The following is a 26,560-nucleotide window of genomic DNA, read 5'->3' on the forward strand; positions in this document are numbered from 1 at the left end:
CAGGGGTAAGATGTGTGACATGCGGTAGGTTTGGAATGAGCACGCTATCCGATAATTGAATTTGCTTTTTGATGATTGGAGGGCGCTATCCGCCAATTGACTCGCCCTATCCGCTGATTGGGGCACGCCATCCGATAATTCGATGACACTCCCCTTAAAATGTGAAACCGCTCCCACAAAATGATATGATATTCATGTACAAAAACCTATAAAGGGAGTGTAGCAATAGTGAGAAACGAATTGATTGAAAGATTTACTTCCTACGTAAAAGTTGACACTCAATCTGATGAAAACAGCGAAACTTGTCCATCAACAGAAGGTCAATGGACACTGCTTCGCATGCTCGAGGACGAATTAAAAGCAATTGGGATGGAAGAAATCACACTTGATGAGAATGGCTACCTAATGGCGACCCTGCCATCCAACACAGAAAAGCAAGTACCAACCATCGGCTTCCTTGCCCATGTCGATACCGCAACAGATTTTACTGGTAAAAACGTTAACCCACAAATCGTGGAAAACTATGACGGACAAGAAATCGTTCTCAACGACGCACTAAAAGTAATCATGTCACCAAAAGACTTCCCGAGCCTGCAAGACTATAAGGGCCACACCTTAATCACGACCGACGGCACGACTCTCCTCGGGGCGGACAATAAAGCGGGCGTCACTGAAATTATGACGGCAATGGCATACTTAATTAAGCATCCGGAAATCAAGCACGGTAAGGTCCGCGTTGCGTTCACACCGGATGAAGAGATTGGCAGAGGGCCTCATAAGTTTGACGTTGCGGCCTTCAATGCCAGCTACGCTTATACTGTTGACGGCGGTCCGCTAGGGGAGCTGGAGTTCGAAAGCTTCAATGCTGCGGCCGCTAAAATTACTGTCAAAGGAACGAATATTCACCCTGGCTCAGCCAAGGACAAAATGGTCAACTCCATGAAAATTGCCATGGAATTACATAGTAAACTTCCAGCACAAGAAGCCCCAGAGCATACCGAGGGATACGAAGGCTTCTATCACCTAATCTCTTTTAATGGCGAAGTTGAGCAAACGAAGCTTAACTATATTATCAGAGATCATGACAAGGCAAAATTCAACGAAAGAAAAGCTACAATGGAAAAAATTGTTGCTGACCTACAAGGAAAATACGGCACAGACTCCATTCAGCTAGATTTAAAAGACCAGTATTACAACATGGGAGAGAAAATCGAGCCAGTGAAAGAAATCGTCGACATCGCTCACCAGGCAATGCTGAATCTGGACATCACACCGATCACGAAACCAATCCGCGGCGGCACCGACGGCTCCCAGTTGTCTTATATGGGACTGCCAACGCCGAATATTTTTACTGGCGGTGAAAACTTCCACGGCAAATTTGAATTTATTTCCGTTGATAACATGATCAAAGCCACCAACACAGTAATTGAAATCATCAAACTTACCGAGCAAAAAGCTTAATCAAAAAAAGCTAACCTATATGGTTAGCTTTTTTCCTTTAAAAAGAAGGAAGCCGCACACTGCCGTAGACTGCAAGCTGTCTCTTCCCGCTGCGTAATCAGCTGTTCAACCGACCACTTGCCGCCGTTATTCAGTAAGTCCTTTTCGATCAGCAGGAGCATCCAAATGGAAAAAGCCGCCGCGAATAAATAATACTCCTTCATAAAATCATCGTCATTAATCTCTAATTCCACTTGGCTAAGATACGATTTTAAAATCATTTCGCGAAATTCACTCGTAATCGACCTTGGGAAAAGGGGATGAGACATATCCAAAACATGATATAAATCCCAGTATGGCGTATTTAGGTGGGTATGCTCCCAATCCAAAATCATCATTTTATTTTCCACGAAAGCATAGTTTCCGACATGTAAATCCCCATGTGATAAAACCAGCTGCATAGAAAAATCCACACTCTCCAAAAGCAAATAGATTTTCTCTATGAGCTTTTCTTCAATTTGCAAGTCCGGCAATAACTGAAGAAACATAGCTTTCCTATCACAAATATCAACAATTATTTCACCAATCAGCGGCTTCAACCCTTTAACCGGAAGATTTCCCAGTTTTTTCACTGGGAGGGAATGCCACCAAGCCACCCACTTGACCACGCCCATGACCGTCTCCTCATTAAAATCGTGCGAAAGCTGACCGAGGTCCTCTAGAATCATCCAGCTCAATTCCGGATTATCACTTTCCGAATAAGAGAGTATTCTAGGAAAAATAGCAGGGAAATGGGGGAGCACCTGCTCATGGATCCATGCTTCCTTCCCTAATTGATCGTTATTGGTAAGTGGCTTAAAAATATAGCTTTCTGCCCCAGACAAATAGAATCGTTCGACAAGCCTGCCGTTCATGCCCTTATAAAGAATTTCCCTTTTCATAATTAACTTTTCATTTAACATACCGTTTTCGAGAACAATATTATTAGGCAGCCCCAAAGGTCCCACCACCTATTCTAGCTTAATAGGATAATAGATTTACTTTTATAGAAAACGTTTCCACTATGAATATAATGCTAACTCTAAATCATCGCAAGTTTTCCGATTCAGGCACAGGAAAAAGCTCAGACAACCTCTTCACCTGACCATCACTAGCTTTAAAAACAATATGGTCACGGGTAAATTTCCTTGGAGTATCAATGCCGCATGCGGCTGCTAAGGCAAACAGTCCTTGTCGGACATTAATAATATAGTTCATCACACGCCACTTCTTTTCTTCTGGCACCAATGCTTCCTGATGTTTCGGATCTGTTGTCGTCACGCCTGCCGGACATTTACCGGTATGACACTGCAGGGCCATGATGCAGCCGTTCGCAATCATAAAGCCGCGGGCTGAGTTCACCGCATCAGCACCTATTCCCAATGCAATCGCTATTTTATCTGCCGAAATCAATTTCCCTGACGCAAAAATCTTAAATTTATGGCGGACCCCATACTTACAAGCTGTATCGACGACTGCAATCAAAGCAGGATAAAGGGGGAGCCCCATCGAGTCTGCCATCGATTTAAAGGTCGCACCCGTACCGCCTTCACCACCATCAACCGTAATAAAATCAGGGTAAATCTGCAGTCGATTCATCGTTTCGAACAATTCATCCAGTTTCGAGTGATGCCCAACAACGATTTTCATTCCAACTGGTTTTCCGCCTTCTTCTTGCAGTGTTTTGATAAATTGTAACGCTCCCACTGCATTTTGCAAAAAGGAAAAGCGATTCGGTGAATTGATCGTTTGACCTTCCCGGACCTTTCTAATTCGAGCAACCTTTGCTGTGACCTTTGCACCCTCTAGATGGCCGCCGCGGATTTTTGCACCTTGGCCGAACTTAAGCTCAAAAGCTTTAATCATTGGTTCTGCAGCCTTCAATTTGAATTCTTCTAGTGAAAAGCCGCCCTCATCATCACGATATCCAAATAAACCAGGACCAATTTGAGAAACGACATCGGCACCGCTTTCAAGATGCTCTGGTGCCACACCTCCCTCACCGGTATTGATCCATGAACCGCCAGCCATCTTGCTGCCATGCCCCGTTGAAAGAATATAATTTTCACCTACAGAACCATAGGAGGTTGCGGAGGCACCAAAAGGACCGCGAAGCCTCCAGGGTTTCCTCCGCTTCGGACCCACGACAATCGTATCTTCGTCATGAAAAAGCCAGCGAGTAACCTCTTCCTCTTCAAGGTGCTCTCGTCGGGTAAACAATCCCTCATGGTCTATTTTATATTTCATGGCATGGACCTTTTCCTGATTATCAACCTTTAATTCATCATTTAAGAGCGGAAATAACTCGTTTGCGATAAAGTAACCGGGCTGCTCAAAATCCCGCTTTGAGCCAAAGCTCAACAGATCGCTGCGATATTTAGCAGAAAAAACAATCCCTAAATAATCGGTGCGGGAAAACGGTCCCGTCCCATTATCACTGTCAAACCAATATTGCCGCAACTTAGGTCCCATCATTTCGAGAATATAACGGAACCAGCCAAAATAGGGATAGGACCTGATAATGGAATGCTGCGGCTTTTTTGCCAAGTTACGCAGCCAGAGGAAAAAGCAAAGCGGACCGCCGATAAATACAAACAAAAGAATGATTAGAATCGTTAATACCATTCAAACTCCTCCTCCATTCTTTAATATTTATGTACGGTGATTAAATTTTAAATCCAATATCTGCCTAGGAGGGGAGAAATTGTATGTTTTTATAGCAGAATGGTTACATTAACCATTGTTCTAAACGTAAGGAGGGTTGCGGAATGGATAATAAAAGTACACATGAGTTTGTAGAGGATTTGCGTGAAAAGCAGGAAAAGGACAAGAAAAATAAAGAACATCAAGGTGATAATCGCCCTGCAAAAAAATTACCGAACCATAGTCATTAATTGAAACAAGCCATGACATTCCATCATGGCTTGTTTTCTTATTTATTCATATTAGCCAAAAACCCGCCAAGCAGGTCCTCTACTTCATCTTCTCCTTCACCCTCAACCACTTCCGTAGTGGTCGGCTGCACTCTTTCGACCCTATCCCAATCAAACCCATCTAAATCGTCATCCAAATCATTTAGATCAATAGTGACATCCTCCCCAATCCCGGCAGACACCTCTCGATAGCTAACAGAAAGTTCCTCAGGAAATACTTTCTCCTGAAGGTATAAAGCCTCATCTATATCCAAAGATTTACTATTTAAAGAAGCCAAAAGGGAGGTTGCACGAACTGGGTCAGAGATCAGTTGAAAAAGGATACTCCCAAGCATTGCCTCTGAGTGCTCATGCTTTAGCCAATCCCGCTGTGCTTTCGTTAGCCTCTGGGGGAGGGGAATCGTAATGGTTTCTTTTTCACGTGAAACCGAACTGCTGATTCCCTGCATGACGAATTCCGCAATTTTACTTGAAAAATTTCTGCGCTCGGTTTCCTTCAATTTTTGAAGATGCTTGACAATATGGTCAGGTGTATCGGAAGGGACCCGGAAGGATATTGCCTGGCCCCGTGTTAATTCATTGGTCGCAGCCTTTTTCATCTCATCACCTTATTTATCTTTTTACAGGTTGTGGTTGTTTAACAATGTTTTGGTTTTGGTTTTGGTTTTGGTTTTGGTTTTGTTTCTCCGTTTTTCTGGCAAAATCCATGACGAGTTTATAATAGGCATTTGCCATCATCCAAATACTTTCTTTATCGTCTTCAAAGAATTCCAGATTATATCCGTCGAGATTATTATTTAATGTTTTAATATAATCCTTCAATACGTGGGCCCCGCCGCCAACAAAGTAGCAGATTTCCGTTTGTGAGTTCTTTGACCATACATTTCGTAATAAACGATACTGTTTTTTGGCTAGATCAAGCAGAATTCGATCAGTAATATCATGGACACTTGTTCTGCTTCCTTTTACCATAATGTGGTTCCGATCATTCTTTCGTGTGATGATTTCGACTACGTCACGGCGGCTATCCAGTTCAACGCCGTGCTTCGTTCTGATTTCCTCACGAATGGCTTCCAATGATTCTGAAACACCAAGGTTAAAGCCCTGGGCTTTATCATCATCAACATTTCGATTTTTGATGACCGCAATATCTGTTGATAATCCGCCGATATCTTGAATGAGAATGCGTCTATCAATTAAGTCCTTATTGATAATTTTTAAGTTATTATCCATCACAAGGTTAATGTAAGCTGCAAATCCTTCTGGATAGACCTTTACTTCACTGAACTTAAGGTTCACCTTTAAGCCTTGGTATTTTGGAGTTACTAGAAATTCAACTTGATGGACAGAGCCCATTAATTTCGAACGATATCCGGCATCTTTTCCTTCCTTTACTTCGCGAAGGGGGAGGCCAGTGCCTAATGTATAATTGGCATCAATGACATTCTTTGTTTTTAGGAAAGTGGCATCATCTTTTACTGCATCTAATGCTAATGTTGTAAATAGCATAATTAAGGTTTGGTCTTCTTCTGACTTGCTGCTGCCCGGATCTAATTCGGTAGCATTATTACTCTTAGTGGCTAAATTACCGACACGATAGATTACGTTATTTTCTTTCAAGGCAGGGGAGTGGATTTTAACGTGGATTCCGTCTAATGGATTTTTATTATCAAGTTCTTCTATCCCAATTACGGGACGATCCTCAGTATCCCTTGCGATAATATTAGGAACATTTAATTCATACTCTAATTCCCCGAAAATAGCTTTTATGGAGTCATTACCTACGTCAATAGCAGCAATTCTGGACTTTGTCATATACAATCATTCCTTTTTTGTTAATAGATTTAGTTTCAAAATTAAGATATGTAAAACTAGTACATACTATTAGGTTATAGGAGATTAATAGATTCTTCAATAGTCCAACAGAAACGAAATACAAGTGTAAAGAAGTAAACATTCTGTAAACATCGCAGAGATGTAAACTTTTATGTAAACATTGATTACAATAGTGTATACATTGCTAAACCACGGGAAGCATACAATTTCGTAAACATGTTTACATTCCTGTTTACGTGTACACATTTTTCGTAAACAAACATGTAAACTTGTAAACGTTTTTGTATTCACGAGCAATCCCCTCGAAAAAACTAGACTACTAGTACTTTGGATATAAGTGGTTCAACTCTTTTTTTAACTACGGTAAAATTTTACACCAAGAAATACTTTTCGTGTAGCTTCATGATTGCTCATCAAGGGCCATAAATTCTTTCTAAAAAACGTGTTAGGAAATTGATTCATATTAATCGCTGTGTCACCGGCTATTCTGATTACCATCGATTACTTCCCATTTCTCCTCAATTGGGAGTGACCCTGTTAAAAAGGGATCTCCTAAAATCTGCGCATATGGATACTCCAGGTTGTATTTGCACCAAAATTAAAAATCCATTGTAGTATTAATTGACCCAAAAAATATACCTTTACGTTCGTAATGATTTAGTATATAAATCCGTAAACGCATATGACAAACCTGTATACATAGCGTCATTACTAGTTGTCTACGGTTTTGTGTACTTGTTTACAATTTCGTTTACTGAAATGTATGCTTGTTTACAATTATGTAAACACCATGTATACAACAAGGTAAACAAGTAAACGTGTTTGTATACGTTAAAATCAAAAACCTAAAGCACCATCTACATTATGAAAGCAAGGAACGTTATTCTGTCTACTCTCATCCTTTTACCGTTACCGCAAAGCTTCCAATAACTGAACAAAATCCCAACAACTAGACTAATTATCTTTTGCAGGTTCTAAAATTATCACTTCTTTATTGGCTACTGGTGCGTTGATGGCCAATACAGCCTGTCTTAATCATTAAACTGCAGTATTTTTATAGTGGACACCATAATCCATTAATACCTCCATTTCTCCAGTTAGTATCGATATGCACAATAAAAAAAGACTCTTGTTGTGATGGGTGCCTTGTTAATTGATATTATTATTTTTCTATTAGTCTATCGCTTTCCACCCCCCTAGCCACTACATGATAGCCAGCAAGGCTTAGGTGGATGTTCGATGGATTTGGCAGATAGACTGCAAATTCGGCTACATTTATCACTTGTACAGTTGGGACGAATGTATCACCAAGAGCTGCAGCCTGTGCTTGTGGGGCATATGGGAATGGGTTATAGCAGCCCATTACATAAACCTTTACATTTGGATTCAGCTGATCAACTGTGCCTAGAATTACGTTTATCTTTGCAGCAACCGTCCCACAATTGCTGTCGGTGCTTTTGTTGGGTCAGCCTGAATGGCTGGAATCGCTGCAAGCAGGTCATTCGCACCCCTATCAATTGTAACGTGAGTAGCTTCTTTTATTTCTTTTTTGAACATCTGGATTACTTAATTGTTTACACCAATTTAAAAAAATCCATTGTAGAATTAATCGACCAAAAAATATACCTTTACGTTCGTAATGATTTAGTATACAAATTCGTAAACATATAGGACAAATCTGTATACATAGCGTCATTACTAGATGTCTACGTGTTTGTGTACTTGTTTACAATTTTGTTTACTGAAATGTTTACTTGTTTACTTATTTGTAAACATTGTGCATACAACAAAGTAAACAAGTACACGTGTTTGTCTACGTAAAAAATAATAAACCTAAAGCACCATCTACATTATGAAAACAACGAACGTTATTCTGTCTGCTCTCATCCTTTTACCGTTGCCGCAAAGCTTTCCAATAACTGAACAAAATCCCAACAAATAGGCCAATTATCTTTTGCAGGTTCTAAAATTATCACTTCTTCATTGTCTACTGGGGCGTTGATGGTCAATACAGCCTGTCGTAATCTTTAAACTGCAGTATTTTTATAGTGGACACCATAATCCATTAATACCGCCAGTTAGTATCGACATGCACAACAAAATAAAGACACCCGTTGTGGAGGGTGCCTAGTTAATTGATATAATTATTTTTCTATTAGTCTATTGCTTTCCAAAACTCCCCAGCCACCACTTGATAGCCAGCAAGGCTTAGGTGGATGCTCGTTGGATTTGTCAGGTACTCTGCAAAATTGGCTACATTAATCACTTGTGCAGTTGGGACAAATGTATCGCCATGAGCTGCAGCCTGTGCTTGAATTTGGCCATTAAACGCTGTTAATAATTGATTTAATTGTGAAATCTTATTTGGATCCTGTTCATACGGGAATGGGTTATAGTAGCCCATTACATAAACTTTTACATTCGGATTTAGTTGATCAATTGTGCCTAGAATTGCGTTTATCTTAGCAGCAACCGTCCCAATTGCCGCTGGTGCTTTAGTTGGATCAGCCTGAATGGCTGGAAGCTCTGCAAGCAGGTCATTCGCACCAATATCAATGGTAACGTGAGTAGCTACTTTTATTTCTTTTTGAACATCTGGATTACTTAATTGAGTGATTACATTATCAGTTGTATATCCTGAAACCCCTAAGTTAACAAAATCAAGAAATTGATAAGCTTTTGATTTTGCAAAATTATCTGCAATATAATTTGGATATCCCCAATCCGGATCTACTCCGTTTGCCACTGGTCGATCTACTCCCTGTGGAGTCATACCTGCTGCTAAGGAATCACCTAAAGCAACATATTCAACTTGGATCCAGGCACCGTCTGCACCTAGTTTATAACCCTCAACCACCGTATTGGCCGCCATCAGGCCGTCTTTGTTGAAGTAGTACCACTTGCCTTCAATTTCCTTCCATCCTTTTACCATCGCGCCATCATTGTTAAGGTAGTATTTTTTTCCTGCAAGATCTAACCATCCGGTTTTCATGATCCCGCTGCCTTCAAAGTAATACCAAGTTTCTTTAACTAATCCCCAGCCGGTTCTCATTGCGCCGTCAGGCATAAAGTAATACCAATCATTTCCTGATTTTAGCCAACCTGTTTTCATCACACCGGATTGTTCAAGATAATACTTCTTTCCTCCGTATGTTAGCCAGCCCGTTTGCATGACACCCGATTTATCTAGATAATACCATTTCGCTTTATCAAATACCCAGCCCGTTTTCATGGCTCCGGAATTATCCAAATAGTACCACTGGCTATTATAGGATAACCATCCGGTTTTCATTACACTAGAACCATCAAAATAGTACCATTTGGTGTTAATGTTTTGCCAGCCTTTTTGGGCAACCCCTTTAACATAGTAGGACCATTTACCACCTGATAGCACCCAGCCATCTGTATTCACTTGAAAACCATTTGCTTTTGCAATTGCGTCGAAGCTGCTGCTAGAGTAAGTAATGATTACCGTAGTATATAATTGGACTTGGTCAAACAGCCAGCGGATTTCTGTATTATGCATCCGCACGCAGCCCGAGCTTACGTATTTACCAATAGAGCTTTCATTGGCATTTCCATGAATCCCATAAGTTGTACCATATGTACCCCTTGCTTCTAGACCCATCCAACGGTCACCTAACGGATTGCGCGGGTCGCCCCCAGGAATATTTTTTGTATAGTAGGGACGATTCTTAATCTTATTCACAATTCTAAATGTACCTTCAGGAGTTAAATCCCTTGATCTCCCTGTTGCAACACTAAAGGTTTTGACTAACTTGCCCTCATTATAAAATGCTAGAGTGTTAGTCTTTTTGTTAATAATGATCAACTGAGAGCTTGCTGCGTCTGCTTGTCCGTTAAATAACAAGATACTTAATAGGAACACAAAAACAATCGATAATTTTTTTATCATATATCTCTCCCCAATTTTGTAGTTATTATTACAATAACATGTCAAACGAGAGGTTTTTGTCATAATTTGGTGAAAAACTTGTAATATTTTAGTATTTTTCTAACAAATTAGAATAATAGTCTTTTTGTCTCTCGACTATAATGTTTTAACAAAATAGTCATCATCTATCTTTTCAAACTATGTCTATTTACGTTAAAAAATATGTTGAATGGTATTTATTTACACCTACCCTTTACCATGATAAAGTTACATATATTTAGTTCAAAAGGAGGATGTCCTTTGAAAAAGAGAAAAACCCGTTTGGTTTTAAGTAGTTTATTATCTATGACATTAGTATTTCCTCTGTTTGCACCAGATGCGTCTGCAGCATCTAAACTTGATGGGCTTAAGGAAAGCCGCTCGCTGTCTTCCATCCTTAAAGAACGATCTGCCAAAAATCCTCTAGCAAGAGTGACCACATCCCTGCTTCCGCCTATCATTGGGGGACCGCTGCCAATCGCTCCCGTTCCAACAGACCCAATCCAAGAAAATGATGTATTTAAGATGTTCTCTGTCAGTAATAGTGCCATTTCTCCAGATGGTGATGGGAGAGGGGACACAGCGGTTATTACATATCAAAATAAGGTAGAACGCAGTTTAACTACTATCTATGTCTATAATTTATTCAATCCTGGTTCTGGACTTGATGAGTTCGGTCTGCTGGGAGATGTTTATTATAAGGACGGCCTTGATCCAGTCGGAATTCAAACAGGGATATTTGATGGACAATATTTTGATTATCAGCCTGAAATTTTAGATTACCGGTCATTACCTGATGGACTTTATGCTTTTAGAATTGAATCCCATACTCCGGACGAAGTTGATGATTCCGGCCATGGAGTGAATCTCTATCCGCTTTTTGTGAAAAGGACAAAGCCTGTCATTAACATCGCGAGCCAGCATACTGCCATAGGTGCAGCCTATAAGTTAACGGGTATTATTGTTGATAAATTCGTAGATTACAAGACTCTAGCTAATCAATATGGAGTACCTTATGATGTAAATAAATATTTAAAATTGTCTTATGTCATAAAGGATAAAAGCGGAGATATCTACGATTCTAATTCTATTAATTTAAAAGATGATGGAAGTTTCTCAGTACCATTAACGAATTTAGAAAAGGACAATTATATCGTTTCTCTAACTGCCCAAGACATTGCACAAAATGCCACAACCAAAGATCAAATCATGCTGAATGTAAAAATGGGATGGGATTTAGTTGATGGGAAATGGTCTTATTATCTGCCTTCCGGGGAAAAAGTATTGGGATGGAGTAAAATTAATGGGCCATGGTACTATTTCAATTCTAATGGAGAAATGCAAACAGGCTGGATTAAATTAGGGGATACCTGGTATTACCTGACTGGAAGCGGCGCAATGCAGACAGGCTGGCTGAAATGGGGCAGCAATTGGTATTTCTTAGCGGCAAGCGGCGCAATGCAAACGGGCTGGATCTATACAGGCGGCAAATGGTATTACCTCTATCCAAACGGGGTAATGGCTTATAATACATGGATTGGAAAATACAGACTAGGACCGGATGGTGCCTGGAGAAAATAATAAAATGAAAATACAAAGGCTGTCGAAACTGACAGCCTTTGCTTTATAGATTTCCTTCTACCCATAATGGAATGTATACCCTAAAGGTCGTTCCTTCCCCTTTTTCACTTTCCACTTCAATTCTGCCTTTCATTCTTTCCACGATTTGATAACAAACCATTAGCCCGATACCCGTTCCTTTTTCCTTTAATGAATAAAAAGCTGTCCCTAGTCGTTCCATTTCCTCAGCCGACATGCCAATACCGGTATCTTTAATTTCTATTAATCCATAGGTTTTAAAACTCTTAACGTTAATGGATAAGATACCGCCTGATCGCATGGCTTCAATACCATTCTTGACAATATTAATGACCACTTGTTTTAATTCACTTTTATTACCTCTTACAAGAACTGCTTCATCCAAATTGGTTTTCAAAGAAATGTTTTTCGACATAAAGGCAAAGGTGTTCATTAAATCAGATACTTTTATGACCACATCCGTTATATTTACCATCTCAATATGATCGAGAGCCGGCTTTGCAAGAGACAAATATTCATTAATAATTTTCTCAGCCCGGTTTATCTCATCAAGCATTAATTGAATATAAGACAATTCCGCTTCACTTAATTGTTCATGCGATAAAAAAATTTGCAAAAAACCTCTCACAACCGTCATTGGATTACGGATTTCATGAGCAACCGAGGCCGCAAGCTGCCCAATCGCATTCATTTTTTCAGCTCGCTGCAATTCCTTTTGGATTTTTGTTTTAGCAATAATTTTTTCCATTTCACAAATGGCTTCTTCCACACGATGGACATTGCCGATATTTTCCGGTATTGAGCCAAATTCTCTATACGTATCTGAAAGCCGTTCAAACAGTTCCGTCAACTGTGCGGTCATATGGTTAAATTTCTTTCCTAATTTCCCCATGTCAGACTGGTTTGATATCCCAACCTTAACATCAAAATTACCTGAACTCACTGCATCGATTCCTGAAATGATTTCATGTACGGGCTTCAAAACTTTACTTAGCCCCCATCTCAATATAAAATAAACCAACATTGTGATAATTAACAATGAAGATAATAAATACACTCCAATTTTCCGTTTAAAGTGATCAATGGTCGAAGCATCAACATCTACTGCTAATACTGCAATCACTTTCCCATCGTTATCTAAAATAGGCTGGAAGGCTGTAATCCATCCACCATAACGATCATAGTAATGACCGCTGCTTGTTACCTTTTTTTCGGAAATGGCACGTTTGAAGGCTTTAAGAAATTCTGTGCCTGCTTTATACGTGCTAAAGCTGTTAATCTCACTGGTTTGGTCTGCTTTTGAAACGGCTAAAAATTCCAATTCATTCCCTTTTTCTATCTTTGCTTCCATGATATATCCTTCTAGATATTTTGCGTTTCTTGTTTGAATTAAGCCGACTAAATAATTCAACCTTTGTAAGGAAGGAGCTTTAGGATCATGGGAGTTGATTGCTTTTTCCACTTCCTCAGCTGGGATCGTGACACCCGAAAGACTGGCAACACCTCTTGCCCGATCTGTTAACTGATTCGTTAGCTGTTTCGATTCATAGCAGAAAGTAAACCCCGCTGTCGAAACAACTACCACAAATGTAATAAGAAAAGAAAGTAATAGAATTTTTCTATAAAATGGTAAGTCATTCACATGCTTTTTGCACATAGATAGTAGTCCTTTCAGAAGCTTCATAAGGTGAAAATTCGACAGCCCTGAAGGAGAATCCTTTTGTTAACAATTGACATTAGAAAAATTTTTGTTAAATTAGCTCCTGTTTGTTGGAACATTGATAAAAGACTATGATCTGCCCGAACTAGGGCTTACTGTTCCGCTTCCCACCGTGAGATTTCTTCCCGAACCCGCGGCGCAACCTCTGTCCCCAGCAGCTCAATTGCCTTCATAACATCTGCATGCGGCATGGACCCAACCGGTACATGAAGCATAAAGCGAGTAACTCCTACATTCTTACGAAGGTGAATAATTTTCTCTGCCACTGTCTCTGAATCACCAACGTACAGCGCTCCTTCAAAGCTACGTGCTGCATCAAAGCTCGCACGGCTGTAATTACCCCAGCCACGCTCCCGTCCAAGTACGTTCATGACTTGCTGGGTAGGAGGGAAAAATTTGTCCGCTGCCGTCTCGGTATCTTCAGCAATAAAACCATGTGAATGCGACGCAACCGGCAGCTTAGATACATCGTGTCCAGCTTGTGCTGCCGCTCGCTTATAAAGCTTAACAAGGGGCGCAAATTGAATTGGACTGCCTCCAATAATGGCTAAAACAAGCGGCAAACCAAGCATTCCTGCCCGGATGACTGATTGGGTATTACCGCCGCTGCCGATCCAAACAGGAAGGGGATTTTGCACTGGTCTTGGATACACACCCAGATTGTTAATCGCCGGACGGTGTCCGCCTCTCCAGGTTACTTTTTCAGATTCACGTATTTTCAACAATAACTCCAGCTTCTCTTCAAACAGTTCATCGTAATTTTGTAAATCATAACCAAACAATGGAAAGGATTCGATAAACGAACCGCGTCCCGCCATAATTTCTGCTCGTCCATTTGAAATGGCATCCAGCGTAGCAAAATCTTGGAATACACGGACCGGGTCTGCTGAAGATAGCACCGTTACCGCACTTGTCAGCCTAATCCTTTTTGTCTGTGATGCCGCTCCTGCAAGCACCACAGCCGGGGAAGAAGCCGCAAAATCTTCGCGATGGTGTTCACCAACACCAAAAACATCCAACCCTACCTGATCAGCAAGGACAATTTCCTCGACAACTTCCCGGATTCGCTGGGTATGACTAATCACTTCGCCAGTTTGAACATCCGGCGTTGTTTCTACAAACGTACTGATTCCTATCTCCATTGACTGTTCCCCCTATTTCCATCAAAAAATAATATCTTCATTTTGAGACTTTATCTTGTTAAATTCAAGTATTCCCTCTCCGTCTATGTAAAAGGCATCAATCAAGGCAATTGATGCTCTTTTTCTTCATTATTCCTCATTAAAGATATCATCAATGACTTCTCGCGCTGCCCTTTCTCCCGACTCGACTGCTCCGTTTAAATAACCAGCATAATGAATGGATGTGTGCTCACCCGCAAAGAATATATTGCCTTCCCGTTCCCCGATAATCCCGGCAAACTTCGTATATTGGCCAACCTTCCAATACGAATAAGAGCCCTTGGTCCATTGATTGCTAAGCCAGTGATCAACAGTCGCTAAGCCATTCCAACTGCTGACACTTCCCGGCAAAACAAGGTTTAACTTGTCCAAAAATTGCTTCGTAGTCTCATTTAATTCCGCTTCAGTTAAAGCAAACTGCTTGGCCGCTGTTTCACCGCCTGTAAAATTAACCAATATGCCGGAAATACCTTGCTGAGCCCTGGTTGACTCAAACGTCTGCTGATAACCAGTATCCGTAAAAGTCTCACCATTATTGCCGATACCATTCCAGAACCGTTCGACAAATTGCGTATGGAGTTTCGTATTGACTCCCATTCCAAGCTCTTCAATTGCAAGTTTTTTTAACTTTCGAAAACTGGTATTCTCAAAATCTATTGTTTTTAAAATTTTAAAAGGAATAGCTAGAATCACTTTATCCGCCACAACTTCCCAATCCCTTTCGCCATTTCGAAAAACGAGCTTGATTTCATTTTCAGCAAATTGTTCAATCTTTACCAGCTGGGAATGGAATTGAATTTGACCATCATCTAAACTTTTTGCGAGCATTGCGGGGAGCTGATCATTACCACCCCTAATATGAAAGCATTCATCAGAGTCGCCATACATTTGAAATTGATCTTTTTGAGTAAATCCTAGCAAATAAAGGAGATTTAATGCGCTCTGAGAATTAGCATCCGCTCCAAATTCAAGGGTATAGGCAACCTCTAGTAATTTCCCAAATCTCGATTCCATTCCGCCGGGCACGATTTCATTGATATACTCGACAATTGACATATGGTCCAGTTCATATCCACGTTTCGAAAAACGATTATAAAGAGTCGTTTCACCTACTTCATCTAGATCCCTTTGCAATTTGGGCAAGATGCTCATAAAGTCATTTGTTACTTCTTGAAAAGAGTAAGAGGATTGGTCAAAGAAGTAAAAGGGGTTCGTGCCCATTGATTCTGACTTGATTAAATGATCTAATTCCAAGCCAAATTCCTTTGCCAGCTCTTGAATCTCATTATGCCCCGTATCGATTAATTCTCCGCCCCGTTCAACAATTTGACCATCCTTGAAGAAGCCCCTTCTCGTCCAACATCGTCCCCCAACCCTGTCTGTCGCTTCATAAACAGTTGCTTGAATCCCTTCCTGCTTTAGCCGATAGGCTGCCGTGAGACCCGCCAATCCACCCCCCACAATAACGATTTTCGGATTATTTTTTCCATCGCTGTTATATTTAATAGCCTGCTTCTTTTCCGTTTCTGGAGCAGCCTTTTGTGATGTAATACCCTCTTTGCGGATTGCCTGTCCAGTGCTTGCTTGTTTTTCTAGTTCAGCACTAGCCATCGCAAAGGATTTCTGCAGGATACTTGCTAATGGTGTCCGTGCCAAAAACCTACCCTCCCTATTCAAAATCGATTGATAAACTATCGTACGATAGTAAATATCTATCCATAAAATATGCACGGGGGCTTTTATTTGCTTTAGGCAGAAAGTTGGTTTCACATTTATTTTTAATATTTAAGTTCACAAAACTTTCACAAACACCCTCCTTAACATCAGGGAATTCAGGCAATAATGCTAATGCGAAGCATGGGGATGTTTTCGTAATAAGCTACTGATTAAGGAGGGGTGAGCGTGACAATAAAGCGATTAGCTTTGTTAACAATTTTGCTCACATATTTATTAATTGTTTTTGGAGGCTATGTGGCTTCCTCAAAATCCGGGATGGGATGCGGACCTGAATGGCCATTATGTAATGGGGATGTTGTACCAACCTTACATGGGGACACGTTGATTGAATTCACGCACAGGGTGATTGGCGCCATTCTTGGCATTGTCTCTTTTCTTCTATTTGCCAAAATACTACGGACGAAAGTAAGTCCTTCAGTTCGATCTGTTGGATACTGGATGCTTGTTTTGCTTATCATTCAAGTCTTGCTGGGTGCAATCGTAGTGTTAAAAGATCTGCCGACAAGTGTTATAGCAGGTCACTTAATCATTGCTTTACTCTTTCTGGCCAGTCTCATCTGGATTTGGCGGCGAACAGAAGAAGAGGGCGAAATTCACCACTTGCCTGCGGGTCATTCTGAAAAACAAAAAGGAATGAAACGACACTTCCATATTGTCCTGTTTTTTTTGCTAGTGGTTTTTGGATTAGGGGCCTATGTGAAGCACGAATCGTTGGGAATGATATGTGGTGCATTTGCATGCAGAGATTCATTTTTACCGTTGACAGTTCCAGAAATGATTCAAACCATCCATCGGGGATTAGCCTTCGTTTCCGCGTTTTACATCTTCTTTCTTGTCTATTTGTCGTTCAAAAACGGATGGGGAGATAAACTGCAGAATCGGCTAATTTTTTCGGCAATAACGGTTTTCATTCAAATTATATTAGGAGTTCTGACGATTATGAAGGTTATTGACATCTCGTGGGCGATGCTTCACCTTGCAGCAGGCACCCTCCTGTTCGCACTCGTAGTGGAGGCACGGGTATATTTAGGCACGGCAGCCTTCTTGAAAACAAAGCCGAACATGGCGACGAATCAGCCAATAGCAAATAAAACAGAAGTGTAAAAATAGCAAGGGTGCCCTAACGCTTTTAGGGCACCCTTTTTAAAACGGAGTTATATGGAGAACAATTGAAATAACAAGTAAATAGCCATAACCCATATTATAAGGGCGGAAACTTGATTCATCTGTTTTAAGAGCTTCCCATTTCTATCAATTTGGCCCATCTTTCTACCTAAGATTGCTAGGGAGAAGAACCAAAGCCAAGACACCAATATACAGGCTAAAGCAAATATCCATTTTTCATATCCTGAATAAGCCAATGAACTAGTTCCAATGACTCCAATAGTATCCATTATGGCGTGAGGATTAAGTAATGATACGGACGCAGCAAAGGTGATCTGACGGCGTGCAGAAAAACGGCTTTGCTCTTGGTCAGTGCTAACTTCAGGTTTACTTTTCCACATAACCCATCCCATATAGGCTAGGAAACAGAAGCCAATTAAAAATAGTAAAATCTTTAACCATTCAAAACTAAATACAATAATCGATACCCCGGCTACAGCCAAATAAATCAGTATTGTATCACAAACCCCTGCAGTTAGAATGGCAGGTAAAGCATTTGTGAATTTTTTATGCGTTGCTCCTTGATTAAAAACAAAGACATTTTGGACACCTAAAGGCAAAATTAAACCAAATGCCAATATGATTCCATGAAAGAATGGTTCCACGCTGACTCCTCCTATTCCTATTAAGAATAACGGAGGATGGGCCGGATGTCTCCAACCAATTGGATGGGAATTAATCCAACCATTTGGGTATAATAAACATAGGCTTTGTTAAAGATTATTGTTGATTTTTTAACACTGCTGATTGGAGCGCAAATCAGCGGCCAAGTTTAAGACAGTCTAAAAAGAAAAACGGAGATCGTCTATGTCTGAAATAGAATGGAAACCACAAAAAAACTCAGCAATTCCTTTGCATCAGCAAATCTATAACTATATGAAAATGAAAATAATGAACGGTGAGTGGACAATAGGGACGAAAATACCTCCACAAAGGCATTTAGCAAAACTATTTCAAGTAAATCGCAGTACTATTGTAATTGCACTAGAAGAACTAACGGCTGATGGACTCATTGAATCTAAGATTGGAAGCGGTACAAGGGTGATCAATAATACCTGGGGCCTGCTTTCGTCAACACCTCCTCCAGATTGGGTTAGTTACGTAAAATCCGGTATCCATAGACCCAATATATCCATCATTCAAGAAATCAATAAGGCAGAAGCAGATCCTTCCTTTATTCGGCTTGGAACGGGCGAACTTTCACCAGATTTGTTACCAACCGAAAAAATGACAAAAATACTGCAAATAGATAGTGGACATTCTTTATCACTTGGATACATCGAGCCTAAAGGAAGTCTATCTTTGCGAAAAACAGTAAGTGAATATTTACAATCAAAAGGAATTGAAGCCTCTCCTGAATCAATTTTAATTGTTTCTGGAGGGCTTCAAGCACTGCAATTGATATCAATGGGGCTATTAGAGAGAGGTTCGACTATCTTCCATGAAACACCTTCCTATTTGAACTCCGTACACGTATTTCAATCAGCTGGTATGAACTTATTTGGGATTCCATTAGATGATGAAGGGATTAGATGTGATTCAATTGGACGAATAAAGCGGCAGCATAATGCAACGTTGCTTTATACTATCCCCAATTTTCATAATCCAACAGGCACTTTAATGTCTGAGAGAAGAAGAAGTGAATTACTAAAGGTTTGCCAAAGAGAATCCCTTCCTATCATTGAGGACGATGTTTACGGTGATCTATGGTTTGAAAGCCCGCCGCCAAAGCCTTTGAAAGCCCAGGATACACAAGGGAATGTATTATATATCGGAAGTATGTCCAAAGCATTGAGCCCTGGTTTACGAATCGGATGGATTGTGGGGCCTGAACCTGTCATTGAACGTTTGGCAGATATAAAAATGCAAACAGATTACGGCTCAAGTTCTATTTCTCAATATGCTGTAGAAAAATGGCTTTGTAGTGGCTTGTATGAGGATTTTTTAAAGGAACTAAGGGTTGAATTAAAATTCAGAAGGGCTTTCACACTTCAGATTTTAAAGAAACATTTTTCTGAAATTGCTGCCTGGAGCGTTCCAAAAGGAGGATTTTATATTTGGTTGAGGCTGCAGTCAGGAGTTTCCACTCGAAAACTATTTGATTTAGCCCTTCGAGAGGGGATTTTATTGAATCCAGGAAGCGTATATGAAAAAACTGATTACCAGCACCTTCGTATTTCCTATTCTTATGCTTCAATAGAACAACTTGAAAAAGGGCTGATCTTTTTAGCAAAACTTATAAACAGTCGTTCAAAAAATTGAACCTTACAAAGCCGCAAAATATTCATCTAAACTTGAATATTTGCGGCTTTTTGTTGCAGTTTTAATGATGAAAAGTACGGTTCACCTTAACGGTCTTAACGGCGAAAGTTAAAAAAGGAGGAATCCACCTAGAACATATAATATTTCTTCACATACATTTATATAGAAATATTATTCTTGTCCTATATTCACACATTCCTATTGGAGGAGGAACAACAAAATGAAAGTTCTGTTATTTACACCCTCATATAAACGTCCATTCATGCTTCGTCAATGTATACACGATATCAAAAACCAGTCTTATACAGATTTTACCCACTCAATAAGCATTAAGTATGATGAAGAATCTGAAGTCTCAAATTATGAAATCATTTTTGATGATATTCTTGATGATCGATTTATTATCAAATACAAGCAAGATTCCAGCCATCATATAAATGCCTTGACTGCAATAACACAATGTCCAGAACCTTATGATCTTTATATTAAAATTGATGATGACGATATCCACAAAAAGGATTATGTCAAAACAATAGTGGAATATTTTGAGACACATAAATGTGATATTTTAAGTTCAGAAATTGGTTATCAGTTAAATAATTATTATGTATCAACAGGTACTTTTAGGAGCCTAGGCGGTCATTTTCCAAATAATACATTTTTGATGCCTCAAACATTTGCATTTAGTCATAAAGCATTTCAAGTTTTACCTAACATTGTAGATAACGGTCAAGTTGATGATTTGCTGTGGCGGGATGCTTGGAGCAAGAATGGATTTAAAGACGATAATGTAGATAATTCCAGTAACATCATCTGGCATATCCATGGCAAAAATGCAACAGTGGGGAATTGGTTTCGTCCCTAATTAAAAATCTATGGTACGGTTCTCCCTTTTAATTCAAGGGGCAAAAAATTAAGCATTGGGTTCTAAATCCCAATGCTTTTTTGTTCTTATTAATTCTTTCCTTTTTTATATGGAAACTATGGATTCACTATTCATTACTCATTATTTTCATTAGTTCTATATATTCCTTTAATATTCCAATATCGTAACGGTTACCAGATATAATCTTCCCATAGACTGGTTGTTTTTCCAACAAACTTTTAATGGCATCTGTCAGCTGAATTTCCCCTCCGACACCTTCCCTTGTATCCTCTAAACATTGAAAAATCTCAGGAGTAAAAATATATCTTCCAATAACAGCCATATCTGAAGGAGGGGCTGATTTAGGTTTTTCCACGATATTTTCAATTTCAATGAGATTTGTTTTATTAGATCCCCGGATAACCCCATAGTTTTTTAATTGTTCTTGTTTTACTTGCTTTAATCCGATCACACTGCTATTTGTTTTTTTGTATTCATCAATTAATTGTTTAAGAGCAGGAGTCTCATTAGAAATAATAAAATCATCGGGTAACAGTACTCCAAACGGTTCATTTCCGACAAATTCCTTTCCAATTCGTATAGCATCTCCAAGTCCTTTTGCAGATGGTTGTATCATGAAATAAATATCTATGTTTGGAAGTTCCAAACGTTCAAGCAAATATTCTTTATTTTTGCTTTTTAAAAAGGCCTCCAGCTCCAGTGGATAATCAAAATAGTCCAAAATTGAGTGTTTTAAATTTGAAATCACAATTAGTAATTGATCAATACCTGAATGAGCTGCTTCCTCAACTATATAATGAATTGCAGGTTTTAAACCTAAAGGAAACATCTCTTTAGGTAATGCCTTTGTTATTGGAAGACTTCTAGTGCCATACCCTCCAGCAGGGATAATTGCTTTTCTCACCAATACCTTTCCACCTTCTTTCTTATTGTTTAATTAATCAAGGAAAAGTTTTTTTGAACAGCACAAAACTTCAAAAAAATAGGGTTGTCTTATTCTTATGTGAATGGATATGAAAGGGGAAGGGCTTGTATCATACTCTATAATCAAAAACTATTTAATACTTCAATTTATTATTCTACATTCCCATTTGTTCATTTGGACAAGCACCAAATTTGACTTATCCCCATCTACTAATAGTGGATTATTAAGAGGTGGTGAAATTATGTTAAATAAGGTATCTGTACTTTTTCCTTTTGGTACCGACAACGGTCCAAGAGAGCAAAATTTTAATTGGACTAAAAGGTTTTATGAAAAGATGATGCCTGGAATAGAAATATGTATTGGGACGTCTAGGGATCAACCTTTTTCAAGGTCACAGGCGATTAATCATGCGGCTTCACAGGCAACAAGAGACATTTTCGCGATTGCTGATACAGACATAGTTTATGATCCAGCGATTCTCATAGAAGCTATTAAACTACTTGATGTTTACACATGGGTACTCCCGTTCGACAAAAGTTTTAATATGGAGCAGCAAAGTTCAGAAGAGCTTCTTAAATTAGAGCCAGGCTGGCCACTTCCTATTAATGTTAATGGACACATACCAGGACAAATCGGATATGGATTATTGAATGTTATCCCTCGAAAACATTTTGAAGCAGTTGGAGGCTTCGATGAGAGATTTCTAGGCTGGGGAGGAGAGGATGATGCTTTTGCTTGCAGCGTTAATGGTTTGTGTGGTTGGCTATATAGAATGAACCACACAGGATATCATCTATGGCATCCACCCGGTGACTATACTCATTACGGAGAAAACTTAAAATACTTGAAACCCTATTATGACGGAGTCGAATCTGTAAAGAATGAAATTGAAAAAAGAAAAAAATAAAACAAAAATTTCACATCATAAAAATTAGACAGATTTTTACCTATTTATCGAGATTTTGGACAGATTCCTTATCCCCTTCCTGCAAATAAATCCATAATATGAATAGACAAAATTAAAAACAACTTATTTTTATTTACATTCTAATACTCCATAAACAATAAAGGGGATTTACTTAAATGCGTAAACTTAAATTGTTACTAATTACCAGAGACTTTAGCAAATGGGTCCATACTGAACCCTACTACCTAGCAAATGAATTATCCTCCATAACGGACCTCCACGTCTGGCATCAGCCCGGTAACATACACGATATTTTAAAGAATATACCATTCGTTCCGGACTTTATCTTGATATATCTTTATGGGTCAGCGGCCGCGTTTTCTCCAACTATTTCTGGTCTGGAAACATTAGAGGTCCCTTATGGCATATATGTCGAGGACCTTCATAATATTACCGACCTTCAAGAGGGTGTTAAAAAAGACAATATTAAACATATCTTTGCTTGTTATCGTGATCCTTTTCATAACTACTATCCGAATCTGGCAGATAAAATGAAATGGCTGCCACATCATGTAAATATTAATATTTTTAGAGATTATCAATTAAAAAAAGATATTAAAATGCTGATGATGGGTGCAGTTCACGACGGTCTATACCCACTTAGGTATAAAATCCTCAAATCTTTTTCAAGTAACAGTGACTTTGTGTATCATCATCACCCGGGTTATAGAGATATTAATGAAAATGAAGAAGTTTTCGTTAAAGAAAAATATGCCAAAGAAATTAACAGAGCCCAAATGTTTTTTACAGATGATTCCTCCTTTAAATATCCGATACTAAAATATATGGAGGTATTAGCATGCAAAACATTGTTACTTGCATCAAACTCACCTGAACTTTATGATTTAGGGTTTCGTTCAGAAGAAAATTTTGTTGAGATCAATGAGGAAAATTTTGTAGAAAAGGCGAAATTTTATTTAAATCATAGCAAAGAAAGGGAAAGAATCGCTCAAAATGGCTATACATTAATACAAAATAGACACACTACGAGTATTCGGGCAAAGGAACTTCAAGATATGATTATAAAAATACTTGAAGAGTAGATCTAGCCCAATATCAAGTCTAGCATTATCAAATCGGATCTAAATTTGAGCCAATGATAATGCCAGGCTTGATAATGAATTTCTTGTTCTTCTAATCGTTTAAATGAGGCTATATTTTAATGACTCATCATGAAATGAGGGGAAGTAAATGAATAAAGCAATTGTAACTGGAGCCAATGGATTTATCGGAAGTTATCTTGTAAATGAGTTACTATCTCATGACATAGAAGTAATTGCTGTAGTAAGAAATGAGAAATCAAATATAGACACCTTACCTAAAAACGATAAACTTAAAATTGTATATTGTGAATTAAATGAACTTCCAAATTTACCTCAAAAAATCAGTGATAAAGATATTGATGTATTTTATCATTTTGCATGGACAGGCTCATCGGGGAATGCTCGAATAGATGAAACACTTCAAACTCAAAATGCATTGTGGACAGTAGATAGCGTAAGAGTCGCAAAAGAAATAGGTTGTAAGAGGTTTGTAGGTGCGGGTAGTATTATGGAAAAAGAAACTATGGCTGCAGTATATACTCAAGAGAATCAGCCAGGGTTGGCTTATATATATGGAGCAGGTAAGCTTACAGCACATTGTGTTAGTAAGTCTGTAGCAGCACAAAAAGGTATTGAGCATTTATGGGGAACCATTACAAATGCGTACGGCCCCGGAGAGTTATCACCTCGTTTTGTAAACACTACTATTAGAAAAATTATAAAGAATGATCCCTTACAATTTACATCTGCAATACAAAATTACGACTTTATATACATTACAGATGCAGCAAAGGCTTTTTATCTAATTGGTCTGCAGGGCAAACCTTTTTGTAACTATACAATAGGAAGTTCAAATCCAAGACCATTAAAAGAATTTATTATAGAGATGCAGCAAACGTTAGCTCCAGAAAGAAAGTTAATCTTTGGTGACATTCATTTTACGGGAATTAATATGGGCCTCGAAGAATTTAGTACTGCAGATTTAAAAAGAGATACTGGATTTGAATGCACTATATCTTTCTCTGAAGGTGTTAAAAGAACAATGGAATGGATTAAAAGAGTGGAAGAGATATAATGATTCAAAAATTTTCTTTTCATATAATAGATTTAGGAGGGGTTATTGTCGGTTAAATTCATTATAAGTAAACCTATACACTCTGTTACCCGCCAGAGTGTTTTCCCCATTTAGGAGCATGACCGAAGATTCCTTAATTTAATTTGGCTAAACGAAAAAAGGCAACACAAGTTTGTTGCCTTTAGTTATTATTTCTCATCCCCATGAATGAAGGAAATGATGAATGGTATGCGTATTTTCTGTTAAAGTTATTTTCCTACTATGAAAACTTTTAGGACTGAAATAATCCCTTGGATAAATATGGAGATTATTTTTAAGAACCTGATATCGATCATTTCCTCGTTGTAATCCGAAATTCCATTCTGTTATTTCCGTAATAGGAACAACATTAGGAATAGGTACCCAACTACCATCGTCATATATAAAAACTCTGTCTTTATAGAATTCTAACAATTCGTATATCCATGGATGATGTTGAATTGCCCCCATAGTCCCTGAACTTAATACCCATTCATCCTCAAACCCTGCAAAAGCCGCATGCTCTAGCAAGGGATCAAAATTCTTAATTACTTCTACATCAGTATCCAAATATATCCCACCATAATGGTAAAGAGCATGAAGGCGAACATAGTCACTTACAAAAGCATATTTTTTTGCATCATAGGCTTGTTTAACATATAAATTTGAATTAATATCAAAATTTTCTTCATTCCATAAAACCTTTTTATAATCTGGTAAAAGACGATCCCAACTTTCCATACATTTCTTAACCTCATCTGGATAAGAAGCTCTACCAAACCAGCAAAAGTGAAGAATTTTCGGTATCAAAATCTTGTTTCACCCCCTTTTTGAATTAATATTTATACTAAAAACAATTGTAATCATTGCTACAACCACTCTCTATCAATATATGGAAGGAAAGTATACAAGGAATAGGTTAAAGACATAATTAAATATGTTTTCCTGCACCTATTTCTTAAAAGTGAAGAATTTTCTTAACGCTTTACTGTGTATTTGGGTTGCTTTTCATTATTGATGAGACATACAGAAAACGGTCTATCAGCCCAATACATATTTAATAGATTAAAATAATCATCCCACCAATCGCTACATCCCTCATAAGATACAACAACTATAGCCATATCAAGGACATTTTTACTATCGGCAGGATTATCTGTATCATTCTTATGGTTATACCTACTTTAACTTACTTTTAAACTCCTCAAAGCTCTGTAAATTCTTATCTTTCTCCGATAAGATAACTTGATCTATTAAATTAAGGGGCCAATTTATTCCGATATCTGGATCATTCCACATTATTCCGTCATCATTCTCACCATAAAACTTTTCAGCACACTTATAGGAAACAATAGACGGTTCCAACACTAGGTATCCATGGCCAAAATGCATTGGTACATAAAGTTGATTTTTATTTTCTTCAGAAAGATAAAAGCCTCTCCATTCACCAAATGTCGGGGAATCTTTTCTTAAGTCAACAATAACATCATAAATCTTTCCAGAGATACAACGGACAAGCTTAGGCTGCTCATTTATTCTTTGAAAATGAATGGCTCTAATAACACCTTTATGCGAGTTTGTATAAAAAACCTCTTTTAAATCATGGTAAATACCATTCTCCTCAAATACTTCTTTGGAATAATCTTTAATAAAATAGCCTCGCTCATCATATGCAACAAAGGGCTTGATTAAAAATGAACCCTCTAAGTCTAATTTCTCAAATGAAAACTTTTGAATCATTTTTTGTCCTCCACAATTAAATGATTGGTATATTAACTCATCTTAAAGTCTCTCCTATTGT

23 protein-coding genes are annotated in these 26,560 nt (G+C 38.6%); 9 read left to right on the forward strand and 14 right to left on the reverse strand.

The window, feature by feature from the left end; genetic code table 11:
- The first annotated feature begins 228 nt into the window (after positions 1-228).
- On the forward strand, positions 229-1,461 hold the full coding sequence (gene pepT, locus AC59HZ_RS20680; RefSeq protein WP_496547666.1) for a peptidase T: 1,233 nt from the start codon (positions 229-231) through the stop codon (positions 1,459-1,461).
- A 23-nt stretch (positions 1,462-1,484) separates the two neighbouring features.
- On the opposite strand, the gene AC59HZ_RS20685 is transcribed toward pepT, so the two are convergent.
- Complete coding sequence (locus AC59HZ_RS20685; protein WP_496547667.1) at positions 1,485-2,438, reverse strand: phosphotransferase; 954 nt, start codon at positions 2,436-2,438, stop codon at positions 1,485-1,487.
- Positions 2,439-2,526: 88 nt separating this feature from the next.
- The gene (locus tag AC59HZ_RS20690) at positions 2,527-4,104 is read right to left on the reverse strand and encodes a glutamate synthase-related protein (RefSeq protein ID WP_496547668.1); all 1,578 of its coding nucleotides are present in this window, start codon (positions 4,102-4,104) and stop codon (positions 2,527-2,529) included.
- Positions 4,105-4,247: 143 nt separating this feature from the next.
- Between AC59HZ_RS20690 and AC59HZ_RS20695 the strand changes: the two genes are divergently transcribed.
- A complete protein-coding gene (locus AC59HZ_RS20695; protein WP_496547669.1) occupies positions 4,248-4,373 on the forward strand; it encodes a DUF4023 domain-containing protein in 126 nt (41 codons plus the stop codon).
- A gap of 38 nt (positions 4,374-4,411) precedes the next feature.
- Here AC59HZ_RS20695 and AC59HZ_RS20700 read toward each other — a convergent pair whose 3' ends face one another.
- The 5 genes from AC59HZ_RS20700 to AC59HZ_RS20720 form a co-directional block, all read right to left on the reverse strand.
- Complete coding sequence (locus tag AC59HZ_RS20700; protein WP_496547670.1) at positions 4,412-5,011, reverse strand: hypothetical protein; 600 nt, start codon at positions 5,009-5,011, stop codon at positions 4,412-4,414.
- Positions 5,012-5,024: 13 nt separating this feature from the next.
- Positions 5,025-6,227, reverse strand: coding sequence for an Alp7A family actin-like protein (locus tag AC59HZ_RS20705; protein WP_496547671.1), 1,203 nt, complete (start codon positions 6,225-6,227; stop codon positions 5,025-5,027).
- Positions 6,228-7,410: 1,183 nt separating this feature from the next.
- Positions 7,411-7,611, reverse strand: coding sequence for a hypothetical protein (locus AC59HZ_RS20710; protein WP_496547672.1), 201 nt, complete (start codon positions 7,609-7,611; stop codon positions 7,411-7,413).
- Positions 7,612-7,664: 53 nt separating this feature from the next.
- Positions 7,665-7,805, reverse strand: a complete 141-nt coding sequence (locus AC59HZ_RS20715; protein ID WP_496547673.1) for a hypothetical protein — start codon at positions 7,803-7,805, stop codon at positions 7,665-7,667.
- Between the two features lie 598 nt (positions 7,806-8,403).
- Positions 8,404-10,164, reverse strand: a complete 1,761-nt coding sequence (locus AC59HZ_RS20720; protein ID WP_496547674.1) for a L,D-transpeptidase family protein — start codon at positions 10,162-10,164, stop codon at positions 8,404-8,406.
- Between the two features lie 279 nt (positions 10,165-10,443).
- Between AC59HZ_RS20720 and AC59HZ_RS20725 the strand changes: the two genes are divergently transcribed.
- Complete coding sequence (locus tag AC59HZ_RS20725) at positions 10,444-11,763, forward strand: hypothetical protein (protein ID WP_496547675.1); 1,320 nt, start codon at positions 10,444-10,446, stop codon at positions 11,761-11,763.
- A 43-nt stretch (positions 11,764-11,806) separates the two neighbouring features.
- Here the strand turns inward: AC59HZ_RS20725 and AC59HZ_RS20730 are convergent, their stop codons facing one another.
- The 3 genes from AC59HZ_RS20730 to AC59HZ_RS20740 form a co-directional block, all read right to left on the reverse strand.
- Positions 11,807-13,465: an ATP-binding protein gene (locus AC59HZ_RS20730; RefSeq protein WP_496547676.1), complete on the reverse strand. Its 1,659-nt coding sequence runs from the start codon at positions 13,463-13,465 to the stop codon at positions 11,807-11,809.
- A gap of 128 nt (positions 13,466-13,593) precedes the next feature.
- Positions 13,594-14,643, reverse strand: coding sequence for an LLM class flavin-dependent oxidoreductase (locus tag AC59HZ_RS20735; RefSeq protein ID WP_496547677.1), 1,050 nt, complete (start codon positions 14,641-14,643; stop codon positions 13,594-13,596).
- Positions 14,644-14,772: 129 nt separating this feature from the next.
- Positions 14,773-16,338, reverse strand: a complete 1,566-nt coding sequence (locus AC59HZ_RS20740) for a flavin monoamine oxidase family protein (protein ID WP_496547678.1) — start codon at positions 16,336-16,338, stop codon at positions 14,773-14,775.
- A gap of 246 nt (positions 16,339-16,584) precedes the next feature.
- Here AC59HZ_RS20740 and AC59HZ_RS20745 point away from each other — a divergent pair, with 246 nt between their 5' ends.
- Positions 16,585-17,523, forward strand: coding sequence for a COX15/CtaA family protein (locus tag AC59HZ_RS20745; RefSeq protein WP_496547679.1), 939 nt, complete (start codon positions 16,585-16,587; stop codon positions 17,521-17,523).
- A gap of 50 nt (positions 17,524-17,573) precedes the next feature.
- Here AC59HZ_RS20745 and AC59HZ_RS20750 read toward each other — a convergent pair whose 3' ends face one another.
- Positions 17,574-18,188, reverse strand: a complete 615-nt coding sequence (locus AC59HZ_RS20750; protein WP_496547680.1) for a LysE/ArgO family amino acid transporter — start codon at positions 18,186-18,188, stop codon at positions 17,574-17,576.
- A gap of 202 nt (positions 18,189-18,390) precedes the next feature.
- Here AC59HZ_RS20750 and AC59HZ_RS20755 point away from each other — a divergent pair, with 202 nt between their 5' ends.
- Positions 18,391-19,845 (forward strand): aminotransferase-like domain-containing protein, encoded by a 1,455-nt coding sequence (locus AC59HZ_RS20755; protein ID WP_496547681.1) that lies wholly within the window; start codon positions 18,391-18,393, stop codon positions 19,843-19,845.
- A gap of 220 nt (positions 19,846-20,065) precedes the next feature.
- Entirely contained in the window at positions 20,066-20,710 is a 645-nt protein-coding gene (locus tag AC59HZ_RS20760) for a glycosyltransferase (RefSeq protein ID WP_496547682.1), read from the forward strand.
- Positions 20,711-20,837: 127 nt separating this feature from the next.
- On the opposite strand, the gene AC59HZ_RS20765 is transcribed toward AC59HZ_RS20760, so the two are convergent.
- The gene (locus tag AC59HZ_RS20765) at positions 20,838-21,638 is read right to left on the reverse strand and encodes a UTP--glucose-1-phosphate uridylyltransferase (RefSeq protein WP_496547683.1); all 801 of its coding nucleotides are present in this window, start codon (positions 21,636-21,638) and stop codon (positions 20,838-20,840) included.
- Positions 21,639-21,897: 259 nt separating this feature from the next.
- Here AC59HZ_RS20765 and AC59HZ_RS20770 point away from each other — a divergent pair, with 259 nt between their 5' ends.
- From AC59HZ_RS20770 to AC59HZ_RS20780, 3 genes are all read left to right on the forward strand, one after another.
- Entirely contained in the window at positions 21,898-22,563 is a 666-nt protein-coding gene (locus AC59HZ_RS20770; RefSeq protein ID WP_496547684.1) for a galactosyltransferase-related protein, read from the forward strand.
- A 176-nt stretch (positions 22,564-22,739) separates the two neighbouring features.
- On the forward strand, positions 22,740-23,666 hold the full coding sequence (locus AC59HZ_RS20775; RefSeq protein WP_496547685.1) for a glycosyltransferase: 927 nt from the start codon (positions 22,740-22,742) through the stop codon (positions 23,664-23,666).
- Between the two features lie 148 nt (positions 23,667-23,814).
- Positions 23,815-24,741 (forward strand): NAD-dependent epimerase/dehydratase family protein, encoded by a 927-nt coding sequence (locus tag AC59HZ_RS20780; protein ID WP_496547686.1) that lies wholly within the window; start codon positions 23,815-23,817, stop codon positions 24,739-24,741.
- A 195-nt stretch (positions 24,742-24,936) separates the two neighbouring features.
- Here the strand turns inward: AC59HZ_RS20780 and AC59HZ_RS20785 are convergent, their stop codons facing one another.
- Positions 24,937-25,569, reverse strand: coding sequence for a glycosyltransferase family 32 protein (locus AC59HZ_RS20785; RefSeq protein WP_496547687.1), 633 nt, complete (start codon positions 25,567-25,569; stop codon positions 24,937-24,939).
- A gap of 369 nt (positions 25,570-25,938) precedes the next feature.
- Positions 25,939-26,499 (reverse strand): dTDP-4-dehydrorhamnose 3,5-epimerase, encoded by a 561-nt coding sequence (gene rfbC / locus AC59HZ_RS20790; protein ID WP_496547688.1) that lies wholly within the window; start codon positions 26,497-26,499, stop codon positions 25,939-25,941.
- Positions 26,500-26,560 lie beyond the last annotated feature (61 nt).

It is taken from the genome of Neobacillus sp. DZ-9, from assembly GCF_059587065.1.